Source organism: Aestuariivivens sediminis, from assembly GCF_022662105.1.
GTDB lineage: Bacteria > Bacteroidota > Bacteroidia > Flavobacteriales > Flavobacteriaceae > Aestuariivivens > Aestuariivivens sediminis.
This window is the reverse complement of record NZ_JAKMCP010000004.1, coordinates 143,833-157,936: the sequence shown is the minus strand read 5'-3', so window position 1 is coordinate 157,936 and position 14,104 is coordinate 143,833. Positions and strand designations below refer to the sequence as shown.

14 protein-coding genes are annotated in these 14,104 nt (G+C 38.3%); 3 read left to right on the top strand and 11 right to left on the bottom strand.

The features are described from left to right. Positions 1-77: 77 nt before the first annotated feature. The 3 genes from MR054_RS12230 to MR054_RS12220 are packed head-to-tail and all read left to right on the top strand — an operon-like array spanning position 78 to position 3,654. Positions 78-1,400, top strand: coding sequence for a phenylacetate--CoA ligase family protein (locus MR054_RS12230; RefSeq protein ID WP_242158116.1), 1,323 nt, complete (start codon positions 78-80; stop codon positions 1,398-1,400). Then, on the top strand, positions 1,397-2,494 hold the full coding sequence (wecB, locus tag MR054_RS12225; RefSeq protein ID WP_242158115.1) for a non-hydrolyzing UDP-N-acetylglucosamine 2-epimerase: 1,098 nt from the start codon (positions 1,397-1,399) through the stop codon (positions 2,492-2,494). Before MR054_RS12230 ends, wecB begins: the two co-directional genes overlap by 4 nt. Further along, a complete protein-coding gene (locus MR054_RS12220) occupies positions 2,491-3,654 on the top strand; it encodes a glycosyltransferase family 4 protein (protein WP_242158114.1) in 1,164 nt (387 codons plus the stop codon). Before wecB ends, MR054_RS12220 begins: the two co-directional genes overlap by 4 nt. Here the strand turns inward: MR054_RS12220 and MR054_RS12215 are convergent. The 11 genes from MR054_RS12215 to MR054_RS12165 are packed head-to-tail and all read right to left on the bottom strand — an operon-like array spanning position 3,651 to position 14,072. Continuing rightward, positions 3,651-5,000 carry an undecaprenyl-phosphate glucose phosphotransferase gene (locus MR054_RS12215; protein ID WP_242158113.1) on the bottom strand — a complete coding sequence of 450 codons (1,350 nt, stop codon included), beginning with the start codon at positions 4,998-5,000 and terminating at the stop codon, positions 3,651-3,653. The genes MR054_RS12220 and MR054_RS12215 overlap by 4 nt on opposite strands. Before the next feature lies 1 nt (position 5,001). Beyond that, a complete protein-coding gene (locus MR054_RS12210) occupies positions 5,002-5,988 on the bottom strand; it encodes a UDP-glucuronic acid decarboxylase family protein (RefSeq protein WP_242158112.1) in 987 nt (328 codons plus the stop codon). 46 nt (positions 5,989-6,034) lie between these two features. Continuing rightward, positions 6,035-6,208, bottom strand: a complete 174-nt coding sequence (locus MR054_RS12205; RefSeq protein ID WP_242158111.1) for a hypothetical protein — start codon at positions 6,206-6,208, stop codon at positions 6,035-6,037. A gap of 30 nt (positions 6,209-6,238) precedes the next feature. Beyond that, positions 6,239-7,636 carry a UDP-glucose 6-dehydrogenase gene (locus tag MR054_RS12200; protein WP_242158231.1) on the bottom strand — a complete coding sequence of 466 codons (1,398 nt, stop codon included), beginning with the start codon at positions 7,634-7,636 and terminating at the stop codon, positions 6,239-6,241. Beyond that, entirely contained in the window at positions 7,633-8,568 is a 936-nt protein-coding gene (locus MR054_RS12195; protein WP_242158110.1) for a WD40 repeat domain-containing protein, read from the bottom strand. The genes MR054_RS12200 and MR054_RS12195 overlap by 4 nt, the downstream gene beginning before the upstream one ends. After that, on the bottom strand, positions 8,568-9,704 hold the full coding sequence (locus MR054_RS12190; protein WP_242158109.1) for an O-antigen ligase family protein: 1,137 nt from the start codon (positions 9,702-9,704) through the stop codon (positions 8,568-8,570). Before MR054_RS12190 ends, MR054_RS12195 begins: the two co-directional genes overlap by 1 nt. A 7-nt stretch (positions 9,705-9,711) precedes the next feature. Next, positions 9,712-10,440: a WecB/TagA/CpsF family glycosyltransferase gene (locus MR054_RS12185; protein ID WP_242158108.1), complete on the bottom strand. Its 729-nt coding sequence runs from the start codon at positions 10,438-10,440 to the stop codon at positions 9,712-9,714. Next, positions 10,437-11,564 (bottom strand): glycosyltransferase family 4 protein, encoded by a 1,128-nt coding sequence (locus MR054_RS12180; protein ID WP_242158107.1) that lies wholly within the window; start codon positions 11,562-11,564, stop codon positions 10,437-10,439. The genes MR054_RS12185 and MR054_RS12180 overlap by 4 nt, the downstream gene beginning before the upstream one ends. 3 nt (positions 11,565-11,567) lie before the next feature. Further along, positions 11,568-12,083 (bottom strand): serine O-acetyltransferase, encoded by a 516-nt coding sequence (locus MR054_RS12175; RefSeq protein WP_242158106.1) that lies wholly within the window; start codon positions 12,081-12,083, stop codon positions 11,568-11,570. Continuing rightward, on the bottom strand, positions 12,070-12,840 hold the full coding sequence (locus MR054_RS12170; protein ID WP_242158104.1) for a glycosyltransferase family 2 protein: 771 nt from the start codon (positions 12,838-12,840) through the stop codon (positions 12,070-12,072). The genes MR054_RS12175 and MR054_RS12170 overlap by 14 nt, the downstream gene beginning before the upstream one ends. After that, on the bottom strand, positions 12,837-14,072 hold the full coding sequence (locus MR054_RS12165) for a hypothetical protein (protein WP_242158103.1): 1,236 nt from the start codon (positions 14,070-14,072) through the stop codon (positions 12,837-12,839). The genes MR054_RS12170 and MR054_RS12165 overlap by 4 nt, the downstream gene beginning before the upstream one ends. Positions 14,073-14,104: the final 32 nt, after the last annotated feature.

Below are 14,104 nucleotides of genomic sequence, written 5' to 3'. Positions count from 1 at the left end.
TTTTCCTTGGGTGCAAAAATAAAATTAATACTAGCATTTCACGACTATTTTTTGTTTACTTTACAAAAATTTTTGTCATGTTGAACCTGTTCAACCTTGCTTTAAAACTCAATGGCTATCCAATAGGAAAAGCAAGGCAGGTGCTGAAAAACATTCAAAATAAGAATGAATCCGATTTCAAGGCCTATGTTGAAGCCAAAAAACAGGATATTGTAGCCTTTCACTTAACCCGTAATGCCTTTTATAAATCCTTTGCCAAAAATGCCAATCCCTTGGCTTGGGATACGGTTCCTGTGATGACCAAATCGGATTTACAACACCCCCCGGACACCCTTTGGTCTGATGGTTTCTCGAAACACAAGGTCTATATCGATAAAACTTCAGGGGCTTCTGGACATCCCTTTACCTTTTCAAAAGACAAATTTTGTCATGCCATGACCTGGGCGGTCATCCAGGACCGGTTTGGTTGGTATGATATTGATTTTAATGCCTCCAGACAGGCCCGCCTCTATGGCATTCCCCTGGATGCCCAGGGGTATTTTAAAGAAAAATTCAAAGATATGATGAGCCACAGAACCCGGTTTAATGTTTTCGATTTAAGGGATGCGGCCTTTGAAGATTGGTTAAGGGTTTTCCGGAACAAACAACCGGATTACATCAATGGTTATACGAGTCCCATGGTCCTGTTTGCAAAATATTTACAGCAAAAGAACATCGTACTTAAAACGGAATGCCCCCCCTTAAAGGTGTGCATCCCAACTTCCGAAATGCTCTTCAAAGAAGACCGCACCCTTATGGAAAAGCAGTTTGGGGTCCCGGTGATTAATGAGTACGGGGCATCCGAACTGGATTTGATTGCGTTTGAAAACCCTGAAGGCCAGTGGCAGGTAACCAGTGAGACCCTATATGTTGAAATTCTGGATGAACACGACCAGATGGTCCCTTACGGGGAAGCGGGCCGATTGGTTATAACCGCACTCTATAACAAGGCGCAGCCTTTCATCAGGTACGATATTGGCGATGAAGGCATCCTTTCCCGGCAAAGTACCCTCAAAATCCCTATCCTTGAAAAACTGACGGGACGGACTAACGATATTGCCGTGCTCCCCAGTGGCAAAAAAGCGGCCGGTTTAACCTTTTACTACATCACCAAACGCATTATTGACAAGGACTGTACCGTCAAAGAATTTGTTGTCGAACAACTGACACCGGATACGTTCAAGATCATTTATGTGAGTTCGGAAGCACTTTCCAAAAACGACAGAACCAGGATAACTGCCGAAATGGAAACCTATCTTGAGAAAGGGCTCCGGATCAATTTTGAACGACAGGATCAATTGGTTCGATTAAAAAGTGGTAAATTAAAACAGTTTAGATCCTATTTAAATACAAACCCATGAACATCACCCTTGTTGCCGGTGCCAGACCGAATTTTATAAAAGTGGCCCCTATTATTGAGGCCATTACACGGCAAAAGGCCCGGGGTATGGCCATAAATTACAGGTTGATACATACCGGACAACATTATGATACGAACTTGAGTGCCCGATTTTTTGAAGAGCTGAACATTCCCACTCCGGATCTGAATTTGGAGGTGGGCAGTGGTACTCAGGCCGAACAGACCGCAGCCATAATGATTGGTTTTGAAAGAGAATTACACCAAAACCCGTGTGATCTGGTGATCGTGGTTGGCGATGTGACCTCTACCATGGCCTGTGCCATTGTCGCCAAAAAAGCCCATATACAGGTGGCCCATGTTGAAGCCGGTATCCGTTCCGGAGACCTGAACATGCCTGAAGAAATCAATCGTATGGTAACCGACAGCATCACCGATTATTTCTTTACCACGTCCACTTATGCCAATGCTCATTTAAAACGTCTGGGTGTCCCCGAATCCAAGATCTTTTTTGTGGGCAATGTTATGATTGACACCCTAATGAAGCATGCCCCTCGGTTTAAAAGGCCACCCTTGTGGGAAGCTTTGGGGCTATCGGCAAAACAGTATTTCGTGTTAACCCTTCACCGACCGCATAATGTGGATCATCCGCAGGAGCTCGACCAATTGATCGCTCGAATCGTATCCCACAGTCAGGGCCTTCCCCTTATTTTCCCGGTACACCCCAGAACCCAAACCCTTTTAGGGGGTTTGCAGGTGTCTTATGACAACCTCCATCTCATAGCGCCCCTGGGGTATTTGGAGTTCAACTATTTGGTTAAACATGCCTTGGCCGTTATCACCGATTCGGGAGGCATTACCGAGGAAGCCACGGTGATGCATGTGCCCTGCATAACTTTAAGGGATACTACGGAACGCCCGGAAACCTGCGCCATGGGAACCAATATCCTGGTAGGTAATGATCCAAAACTCATGGAAACCGCCTTCAACCGGTTATATTCGGGCCAATGGCAAGAAGGCGTCATCCCTGAATTGTGGGATGGCCAAACCGCAACAAGAATCGTTGATCATCTCATAGCCCTATTTAAGTCATCATGAAAGAACTCCTCATCATAACCCACTATTTCCCCCCGGAAATAGGCGCCGCTTCCAACCGCATTTTCCAATTGGCCAGAGGTTTGCACAACCGGGGGTTTAAGGTTTCGGTCCTCACCCCTTTACCCAATTACCCCAATGGAAAGGTGTTTAAGGCGTATCAGGGCCGATACCGTAATACCTCCTGGGAAGAGGGTCTCCTGGTCCATCGGTTATGGTTGTATGCCAGTAATTCCAAAAACACGCTATTGCGATTAGGGTCCATGCTGTCTTACAGTATCAGTTTGATCTGGTATGTTCTTTGGCATCGCCTCCCCGACACCGTTATTATCCAGTCGCCCCCCTTAGTGGTGGCCTTTACCTCGGTAGTGTTTTTAAGGTCAAAAAAGCGAAGGCTCATCCTGAATGTAAGCGATCTGTGGCCGCTGGCCGGCCTGGAACTAGGCGCGTTTAAAAAAGGTCTATCGTATCGCCTTTTAAAAACTCTGGAACGCTATAACTACAAGCAGGCGGATCTCATATTGGGGCAAAGTCAGGAAATCCTGAGCCATATCCATTCCATTTTTCCGGAGAAGGCCACGATCCTGTATCGGAATTTTCCGGATTTCCAGCCCCCTAAGCCCGTGGTCCGCCCCATGGACAACGCCAAAATAAAACTGGTTTATGCCGGACTTCTGGGTGTGGCCCAGGGGATTTATACCCTGTGCCAGGCATTGGATTATACCAAAATTGAATTTCACATTTACGGGGCCGGCAGTGAGCAGGCCAGGATAATATCCTTTATTGAAAACCACCCGGATAAGGATCTTGTCTATCACGGTGAGCTTACGCGCGTTGAATTGCATAAGGTCCTCGGGAGCTATGACTTGGGGATCATCCCATTACGCCATAGGATTTACGGTTCGGTACCCTCCAAACTCTTTGAATATGCGCGTCTGGGGTTACCTGTGCTCTATTTTGGCGGGGGTGAAGGGGAGACCCTGGTGCATCGCCATAAATTGGGTTGGGTGGCCAAAGCAGGAGACTATGCCCATTTGAACCGGGTCATTGCCAATATAGACCCTGCCGAACTCGATATACGCCATAAAAGGACTCTGCAGGGTCGGGCGTTGGACCATTTTGATTTTACCCAACAATTACAAGGACTGCTCACAGCACTTTAGTAGGCCTTATCCTCGCCTTTAATGGCATTGGTAAAAGTTTGAAAAATAATTTTCAGATCTAACAGCAAGGACCAGTTTTCGATATAGAAGATATCGTATTTCACGCGATTGATGATGTCTTTTTCCTTTTCAATCTCACCCCGAAAGCCACTCACCTGGGCCAACCCGGTAATACCCGGTTTCACAAAGTGTCTCACCATAAACTTGTCAATGCGCTGGGCATACATATCGGTATGACTCACCATATGGGGCCGAGGTCCCACCACAGACATCTCCCCAAACAACACATTAAAAAACTGAGGCAATTCATCAATACTCGTTTTTCGGATAAACCCGCCAACTTTAGTGACGCGTTGATCCCCTCGCGTGGCCTGGTACAGATGCGCGTCTTCATTAGGCGTCATGGATCTAAACTTATAACAATCAAATTCCTCATAATTAAATCCGTTTCTGGATTGTTTAAAGAATACAGGGCCTTTAGATTCCAATTTAATGATTATCGCTAAAATTGGAGTTAACCAGGATAAAATGAAAAGGATAATGAATAGGGAGAACCCAATGTCAAACAGGCGTTTTAAAAACTTGTTGATAGGCTCTTGTAATGGAATGGCCCTAATGGACAATACCGGAATATAATCGTAATATTCATATTTCAATCGCTTGGAAAATATGTCCTTATTATCGGGGATGAACTTTAATTCCCTGAGGTTATTATCGGCAAAATCTACTAAGCTATTTATTTGCTTATTCGACAATTCGGCCACCGAAAAATAAATTTCATCTATATTATTTTCAATAACATAATTAAAGCATTCCTTTAAAGACGTATTGTCCTCAATAGTAAACTGGTGTTTGAAGTTATACCCATAATCCAATCGCGTTCTAATGGTCTTTATGAGTTGCCGGGTTTTTTCATTATTCCCTATTACAATAACGTTTCTCGAATTTCCTTTCAGTACAGCTCTATATTTTCGCATTAATAAAAACACAACCATTTTGAAGGTAAAAATCAATACAAAGACCAGTATGAGGTATTTGGCCAAGGCCAAGCGACTTATGTTTGGCTGCCTAAAAACCCCGATATAGGCATACAGGATAATCCCAAAAACCAAAAACTGACGAAATAATAAGGGAATGACCTGGATGATTCGCGTATGCCGTTGAATTTCGTAAAAATTGTTTTTTATTGCAATTATGAACCATCCAATGGCTAAATAAGTAATGAATACATAAGGGGAGGTTAAATTGATTTCAAAAAGAAATACACTGGCAATGAGAATGCAAAAATCCACCAATCCCGTTAAGGGTTTGATTAAACTCGAATATCTGCTTTTTTTATAACTCACCTTACAGCTTTATATGCCTTTTAAAATCTTTGTGCTCTGTTTTGTATAATTCTTCTTTGGGGAGATTTCTGAAATAATTAAACGTTATTTTCAAGCCTTTGGCTCTATCTGTAACCGGTTCCCAGTTTAAAAGGCGTTTGGCTAAAGTAATATCCGGTTGTCTTTGCATCGGATCATTAACCGGTAAGTCCTTATAGATCACCTTTTGTTTGGTTCCCGTTAATTTGATTATTTCGTCGGCAAAAGACCGAATCGATATCTCATTGGGGTTGCCTATATTCACCGGTTCAGAATAATTACTAAACAGGAGGCGATAAATGCCCTCAACCTGGTCATCGACATAGCAGAACGAACGGGTTTGGGACCCATCTCCAAAAACGGTTAAATCCTCGCCTCGCAAAGCTTGTCCCATAAACGCCGGGATGACGCGTCCGTCATTCAGGCGCATCCGGGGGCCATAGGTGTTAAAAATACGGACAATGCGTGTTTCCAGTCCGTGCACGCGATGATAGGCCATCGTAATCGCTTCCTGGAAACGTTTCGCCTCATCGTAAACACCCCGTGGGCCAATGCAATTCACGTTTCCGTAATAGGCTTCCGTTTGGGGATGTACCAATGGATCGCCGTATACCTCCGAAGTGGACGCGATGAGTATCCGCGCCTTTTTGGCCTTGGCTAATCCCAGGAGATTATGGGTCCCTAAGGACCCTACTTTTAAGGTTTGAATGGGAATCTTTAAATAGTCTATGGGACTGGCCGGAGAGGCAAAATGTAAAATATAATCCAGAGGCCCTTCAACGGACACAAACTCCGTCACATCATGCCGGATGCATTCAAAATGGGGATGATTTTCGAGATGTTGCAGGTTTTTTTGATCTCCCGTAATGAAATTATCCATACCAATGACGTCATAACCCTCATGTACAAATCGATCGCAAAGGTGGGATCCTAAGAATCCGGCCGCTCCTGTTATAAGAATCCGTTTCAATATACTTGGTTCTTTTGGGATTTCTTTAAAAAACAAATGTAAAGGATTAACTTAAAATATTATACGAATAATGTATAATTTCCAAGTTCATCTTTGGTGGCGAAGTCCATTTAAATGGCCTACAAGGCCTTACTACAGCACGTCTAATGACGTGTAAAATGACGGTCATACGATTAACGGAAGCTTCCAATCCCAGGGTAAATCCCTTGAAACTGGTCATAAACTTTCCCGTTTACTGCGAAAACAAAAATTAGGATCCCTTACCTATGGTGTAACAGACAAATCCAATTGCCCTTAAGGCCGTTGTATCCAGTATGCCACGACCGTCGAACACAAAAGCGGGTTTTGGCATGCTCTCATAAATACGTTGCCAATCGTAGGATTTAAACTCTTCCCATTCGGTTAATACAGCTATGGCATGGGCCCCATGGCAGGCGTCATAAGGGGACGTATATACCTGTACGGCGGCTCTGTTCTCCTGTTCACTTCTTGTATTTAAATGATCCAAATCGGTATACATGCGTTCTGGAGAAACTTTAGGGTCATAGACCCCCAATTTGGCCTGTTCACTAATCAGGTTATCAGCCACCTGGATGGCTGGGGATTCCCGGGTATCGTTAGTATCCCTTTTAAAGGCCCATCCTAAAAAGGTGATTTTCTTTCCGGAAACCGTATTGTATAAGGTATTGACGATCTTTTCCGAAAATCGATTTTTTTGATAATCGTTTATTTTGATGACCTGTTCCCAATATTGGGCCACTTCATGGAGGCCATAGGTTTTGGCAATATACACTAGGTTTAAGATGTCCTTTTGAAAACAGGAGCCTCCAAATCCTACTGAGGCTTTCAAGAATTTAGGTCCAATACGACTATCCATCCCAATAGCTTGTGCCACCTCATCAATATCAGCGCCTGTTTTTTCGCAAATTTCAGACATGGCATTGATAGAGGAGACGCGTTGTGCCAAAAAGGCATTAGCGGTGAGTTTTGATAGCTCCGAGGACCACACGTTCGTGGTTAATATGCGCTCCCGGGGTACCCAATGGGCATAGATGGCGACCAAGGCCTGAATGGCTTGCTTTCCTTCTTCGGAAGATTCCCCGCCAATGAGTACCCGATCCGGGAATAATAAGTCCTGGACTGCCGTCCCCTCGGCCAAAAACTCCGGATTGGATAGGATTTGAAACTGAGGGCCATTGCCGGTGTTATCGAGAATACTTTTTATGGCCTCTGCGGTTCGTACCGGTAAGGTGGATTTCTCCACAATAATTTTATCCTGTTTAGCCACCCTGGCAATTTGGCGTGCACAGCGTTCAATGTATTTTAGATCCGCTGCCATGCCTTTACCCTTACCATACGTTTTTGTAGGCGTATTGACGGAAATAAAGATCATGTCCGCCTCATGGATGGCTTCATCGATGTCGGTTGAGAAAAAAAGATTCCTACCCCTGGCCTCAGCCACAACCTTGTCCAAACCGGGTTCAAAAACGGGTAACTTACTCAAGTCGGCCGCATTCCAGGCGTCTATTCTCGAAGCATTCACATCGACCACGGTGACCTTTATCTGTGGGCATTTTTGGGCAATGACCGCCATGGTTGGCCCGCCTACATAACCGGCACCGATACAACATATGGATGAGATTTTCATTTTTGTTCTATTTTCCATCTTTTTATGGTTCTGTCTGAACTACTGGTGTAAAAATAATCATCATTTACCACAATTTTTACAATTCTTTGTTTGTTGTGCCACTGCTTAACCGGGGACAACGTTTGCAAATCAATAAGTTTTATGATTCCCTTCCAATCTCCTGTCAAGATATACTTATCCTTATACATAGCTATAGCCTCTACAATATCCTTTCCTATACCTATGGTCTGAGCTGGAAAATCTCCATCAATATTAACCTTTATTAATTTACCATCAAATGTGGTTACATATATATTTTTATATTTGTTGTCCGATGTAAAGTTAACTAATAGGGACTCGCCTTTGTATATTCTTTTATTTCTACGCGTCTTCAAATTATAATTACATACTTCTCCATAATCGGTTATATAATACAAATTCCCCTTGCTATAATTTATCTTTCTGGAATAACGGTTCAACTTTAACGAATCAATCTTATGGTATCTGGGGACACCTCCATATTTAAACATATCTATCTGTTTGTCTTTTTTGCTTAAAAAAAAGAGACTGTCCTGAGGGTCTAAAAAAAAATCCATTAATTCGGTCGTGTAATAGACATGGTATAGATTTATTTCCTTTTTTGGAACATCATAAAACCGAATAGAACCGATATCCCTAATCAGTTCATTGGATGCCGTTATGATGTTTTGATTTTTATAGTCACAAAATAATTTCAGACCGTATCCTCCAATAAAATACCCATTGGTATCGATAAGGGTGTCATGGGTTTTTGTGATTAGATTATAATTTTTAATGTCCCTTTTTTCAATATACAATAACGTGTTATCAATAATGTCAAAATCTCTGACGGTAAAACCGGTATTTAAGATGACCTCCTGACAGGCGACTTTCGTAAAGACCAAAATGATGGATATGTATAGGGCGACTTTCATTAATTTTTTTGTGCCTTCATGGACAAATTATGGTAATAATATAATGTTAAACAAATAAACACGATGCCATGGTGTCTATTATACAAGCTCTCAATAAAGGACATACAAAACAATAGTATTAAAAATCCAAGATACTCTTGCCTTAATGGTTTATTGACTTTCATTACTATGTAAACAAATGGAGATAGCACTAAAACAAATCCAACAAGGCCAAACTTTAATAAAAAGGTTAAGAATTGGTTGTGGGTATTTAAATTAGAATCTAAAAAATCATAATTCCCAATTAAAAAATGGCCTCGATTCAAAATAGCATGCTCATTATTACTACCATACCCAAATATGGGATTATGTAAGATGTATTCTATAGCGACAGCCCAAATTCTAGATCTAAAATCGAGAGCGTCTGTGAATAGCTTATGGAAATACGTATTAAAGATTACAATTAATATTACAGCTGCAACCCCTAAACCAACCCATTTCGTCTTGTTTAGCTTAAGTCGTATTGCAGCATGATATAACAGTAGGATAACAGTGGCGACAATTGCTGCCTTACTTTTAAAAAAAATCAAAAAGCAAACCAATATGAAAATCAAAATAACTTTACTTTTCACCTTAAATTGTGTCTCTGTACTTAAGAGAAAATTTATTAAAAATAATATGTATAAGGAAATGTATAAATGATGCATGTCAAAAACTTCCAAAACCATTTCTCTTGTATAGAACGCTCCGTCAAGGAAAGAATTAACTAATATCAAAAAGCATAACGTACATACTCCAATCAATAAAGCCAGTGGAACATGTTTCGTGATTTGGCATTTATTATAAAAGATAGGCATGAGCAAGAATACGAGATACGGCGCATAAGCCCTATCAAAGGTCTTAAAAAAATCTGTAGGGCCGTCCAATATCAACCCCTGAATGATGATATAGATTACGAATAATGCATTTAAGACAATGACCGGTTTTTGATATAGAAACCAGCTAAATGCTCTGGTGTATATCGATTGTATCACTCCTAATAAAATAGCGATGAATAGCAGCTTAGAGCTTAGTTTTATAGAAAGCGGTAAAAGAATTATCGAGAGTATAAAACAAATGTAATCGGCTTGCTTCAGATAGTGTTTTACTAATCCCATATAATGCTTAAAATTTATTCCCCTTTAATTTGAGCTTAAAAACTTCCAATAGAAATAAAGGTGTCGAATACATATAACGTTTAGTTAATCGCCAAGCCGTAAAGCTTCTGTACAACCACTCCATTTTACATACAATGGTCCAACTGGGTGCCCTTTTTTTAGTTTCAGCCACAAAATCGAAAACCGCTCCTATAGAACAAATAATCTTAGCATCTATGTTTTCTTTATTTTGGTGTACCCACTTTTCCTGTTTAGGAGCCGTCATCCCTACAAATAATATATCAGGCATAAAAGAATTAATCCTAGCCAGCATTTTTTTATTATCCCCTCCATTAAATTCCTCTTTAAATGGAGGTGAAAAAAAACCAAATGTAATATTGGGATATTTAACTTCCTGTTTTATTTTTATACTATCTAAGGTGGTTTGACTTGCCCCCAGGTAAAAGCATTTTAAACTTTTGGAATTTGCAAGATCAAGTAAATGCGAATGGATATCTGCTCCGGCTATTTTTTTTATTTTCATGTTATATATCCATTTTGCTAATAAAACAATCCCTTCGCCATCAGGCAGTAAGATATTACTTTCCTCTAGAGCTTTTCTAAACGTCTTATCTGATTTGGCAACAATGTAGGAATGAGCATTAATTGTATTGATAATGGTCTTATTCTTTATATTTCCAATTAATTTAATATGGTCTCCATAAATCCGATAATTATTATGGGCAAACGTTTTCATAAGGAATCCTCATTTAATATTTTTACCAAATTTTTTTCAAAGCTCTCAACTGTATATTTACTTAAAAACAAATTCCTGCACTGGTAATAAGAACTTTCATTTAAGAATTTTTCCATTATACATTTGAAATCCTTAAATACATTGTCTTCATTGGAAATAATACCTACAGTAGGGTTAACAATATCTGCAACTGCTCCAGCATTAAACGCTAAAACGGGTAGCCCATATGACAAAGCCTCCAATACCGATAGAGGAAAGACCTCTTTTTTATATCGAGAAGGAAAAACAAAGACATTTGCTTGCCTAAATAGTTTCATTTTTTTACTTCCATCTACCAACCCATGGTATTCAACTCTACCCCACAAATCATGTTTGGCTCGAAAACTATTAAAAAATTCCATGTCCTTTTTTGAATGCCAGCTCCCTGCAAAGTGGAATTTAATGTTAGTTATATTCTGTTCATTTACCCATTTGGCTAAATTTAAGACTATGTCATATCCTTTGGATTTCATCATATTAGAAAGATATAACACATGAATTTGATCTGTTTGGCTTCTTTTTTTAACCAGTTCTTTAAAACTTTCTTCCTTTAAAGGATCTGGAACACCATTATTTAAAATAAAAATCTTTTTATAGCTATTTAACTTTTTTACTTCATTAAGCATTTTTTCATTAATAAAAATAAGACATGTGTTATTTATAAAAAAGTTAGTTAAATTTTTAGAGATTAAAGATTTAGATACAAATTCATCTATCCCCTTGGCATGATAATGATAAAAAACAGTACAACTCTTAAATATGCAAAAAACCTTGATTGGTATAGAAACTATAAGATCCCTATAAAAGGCAAAGCCCTGTGGTGATGCCGTCAAATAGATGCTCTGAGGCCTAAAAACGAACAATTGATAAACTACTTTAAATAACAAGGCTATTGTATACCAAAGCTTTTTGACTTTTAATGTCCCTATTTCCTGCAGATTATCCGATGACTTTATTTTTACAAATTTTGAGTTAAGGTTATTCTTGATTAATTGACTATTAACAATTGTATCTCCAACCTTGGAAGCACCATGAACCGGAGGTGAAAAATGTAAAACAAATAGGATTCTTTTTGATTTCAACATCAACTAAACATTTAATCTCTTTATAAGTCTAGCCGGGTTTCCAGCCACAACTGTATTAGGCTCTACATCTTTTACTACAACCGCTCCCGCACCGACTATAGCATTTTTTCCAACTACAATTGGTCCTATAATAATACTATGGGGTTCTATGATTACATTATCGTGAATGACCGGACAACCCAAATCCACACCACTCAGTGTTATTTTATTCCCAATAGTAGTATTATGTTTTAAGGTTACATTATTTCCAATAATAACATTCTTGTTTAAAACAGTACCTCTTCCATGATGTATAATCAATCCTCTCCCAATCTTTGTTGAAGCAGGGATTTCACATCCAAGTAAAATATCCGTTATAAGTTTGTAAAGTATTATAATAGGAGCACAAAGAAATAATGTAAATTTATTCTTTGCCTTTTCTCTGAAAAAACTGGTAAACGTAAAAAAGACAACAATAATTCTTCCTTTAAAATTATGATTCCGCTTTATGTCGTTCACAACGTCTTTAAATAAACCCATTTTTTAATTTATTTTTAATAAAGACCATGGGACTTAATACAACCTTTAGACAAAGGGCAAAAACAGATTCAATTAGAGACATTCCCGCTAATCTCCTTGCTAGAAATGCTTCTTTTATTTCTTCATAAAAACCCATTTGTGCACTTATGCCTCCCAATCTAAAATTAACTATTGGTGCAGGAATGTGTACTATTTTATTTTTCCTTCCTAAATATAATTTTAATATAAACTCATAATCGGAATATGATTTTAAATGGGTATTATAGACGTATTCTTGGTATATTTCACGTTTAATAAACATTGAAGGATGTGAAAATGTCATACTGAAATATTTAAATTTAAAAGATGATGATTTAAATCTATACTCTTTTTTATAATTGTTTGAATTTACGTCATACCGATTGGCATGAAATACTTTTGCTTCTTTGTTCTTCTGATAAGATTTTATAACAAGTTCAACTGCGTTCAATTCATACCAATCATCACTATTAATGGTTCCTATAAGTTCTCCATTTGCCATTCTAATCCCTTTATTCATAGCATCGTATAAACCATTATCAGGTTCACTAATCCATTTCGTGATTTTGGACTCGTTTCGTTTTATAATGTCTAAAGTCCCATCCGTTGACTTTCCATCAATAATAATATATTCAATGTTTTTATAGGTCTGTTGATTAACGCTATCTATAGTTTGTTGTAAATACTTTTCGCCATTATAAACAACCGTTATAATACTTACCAATGGATTATACTTCATCTTAATTGTTTTACTACTGAATATATTTCATCATCTTTCATTAACCTATACTTTTTTGGTAAAACGGTACCGATGGCCATCCATAAAAAAATAAAGGTTGGAGCAAATGTTGGTCTTAATGACACCAGACTTAGTAACGTTATAACTAAAATATAATACCCCAATCGTTTCACGAATTTATTGCTAGATTTAAAAAGCGCCAAATATATAGCATTGATGTATATCAATGTATTCAATAAAAATAGCAACATACCTCCTTTCAATATCATTTGTAGGTAACCAACTTCAATGGTGATTCGAACAGAAGAATCACCCCACCAGGGTTTTTTTAATATATTAATAGTATACCATTTAGTATGCTCAAAAAAATGACTGTAATAAGTGCCTAATGAACCCCTGCCAATCCATTTTTCGATTAGGTTTAACTCATTAAATAACTCATAAAAAAGGAATGTTCTAGAGTCCTGAAAATCTATAATACTGGAGATGGTATTTGAAACAAATTCATAGCCCACAGTAAACACAAGAATTAAAACCAAAATAAAAAAACTAATAATATACTTTAAAAAAACACGGCGTATTTTTATTCCAATTAATTTATCCATAATCAGAAAACCCATGGTTAATGACAAAAACAGTAGGTCCATTCGTTGTTTTACAGATATTGCTACCAGTATATATATACCAATAATTACTAAAACAATGCCCTTTTTTATCAATGAAATACGGCTAAGCCCTAGCAATAAAATTAGGTTAACCGACCGAAGTAACCAGGCCCATTGCAAATAACTAGTATTAAAAAGTAAGGAAATTCCAAAAACAGGAATCATTAGCTTAAAAACAAAGAAGATGACCTTGAAAACTATATTCCAATTTTCTAATTTGAGGCCCAAAACCATTGCCAATGGCGCTATCCAAGCTAAACCCATATACACATTTCCAAAATTTGTGACCCAATCTTGAATAGAGAAGGAAAAACTTCTAACTATAGTTATACCCCCCCAAATCAATAACATATAGAACAAAAATCTTGAAAATTGAGGAATTTCTTTGAGTCGATATATGTTTTTAATGGATAAGGAACAAATAATAAGTACAGAGAATAATAATAATGTGGTGATGGATATTTTTACAATATTTATACCATCAGGTCTTATTAAAAAGAATAATAAAACATAGATGGCATTCAATACCAATCCCCATTTTAATAATTTTTGCTCAGCTATAACCATGTGTTAAATGAGGTTTCTTGCATAATTTACAG

Excerpts from the sequence above, each read along its gene's own strand:
- MR054_RS12230 (WP_242158116.1), top strand. The coding sequence starts at position 78 with ATGTTGAACCTGTTCAACCTTGCTTTAAAACTCAATGGCTATCCAATA.
- wecB (WP_242158115.1), top strand. The coding sequence starts at position 1,397 with ATGAACATCACCCTTGTTGCCGGTGCCAGACCGAATTTTATAAAAGTG.
- MR054_RS12220 (WP_242158114.1), top strand. The coding sequence starts at position 2,491 with ATGAAAGAACTCCTCATCATAACCCACTATTTCCCCCCGGAAATAGGC.
- MR054_RS12205 (WP_242158111.1), bottom strand. The coding sequence starts at position 6,208 with ATGACCAGTTTCAAGGGATTTACCCTGGGATTGGAAGCTTCCGTTAAT.
- MR054_RS12200 (WP_242158231.1), bottom strand. The coding sequence starts at position 7,636 with ATGAAAATCTCATCCATATGTTGTATCGGTGCCGGTTATGTAGGCGGG.
- MR054_RS12195 (WP_242158110.1), bottom strand. The coding sequence starts at position 8,568 with ATGAAAGTCGCCCTATACATATCCATCATTTTGGTCTTTACGAAAGTC.
- MR054_RS12190 (WP_242158109.1), bottom strand. The coding sequence starts at position 9,704 with ATGGGATTAGTAAAACACTATCTGAAGCAAGCCGATTACATTTGTTTT.
- MR054_RS12185 (WP_242158108.1), bottom strand. The coding sequence starts at position 10,440 with ATGAAAACGTTTGCCCATAATAATTATCGGATTTATGGAGACCATATT.
- MR054_RS12180 (WP_242158107.1), bottom strand. The coding sequence starts at position 11,564 with ATGTTGAAATCAAAAAGAATCCTATTTGTTTTACATTTTTCACCTCCG.
- MR054_RS12175 (WP_242158106.1), bottom strand. The coding sequence starts at position 12,083 with ATGGGTTTATTTAAAGACGTTGTGAACGACATAAAGCGGAATCATAAT.
- MR054_RS12170 (WP_242158104.1), bottom strand. The coding sequence starts at position 12,840 with ATGAAGTATAATCCATTGGTAAGTATTATAACGGTTGTTTATAATGGC.
- MR054_RS12165 (WP_242158103.1), bottom strand. The coding sequence starts at position 14,072 with ATGGTTATAGCTGAGCAAAAATTATTAAAATGGGGATTGGTATTGAAT.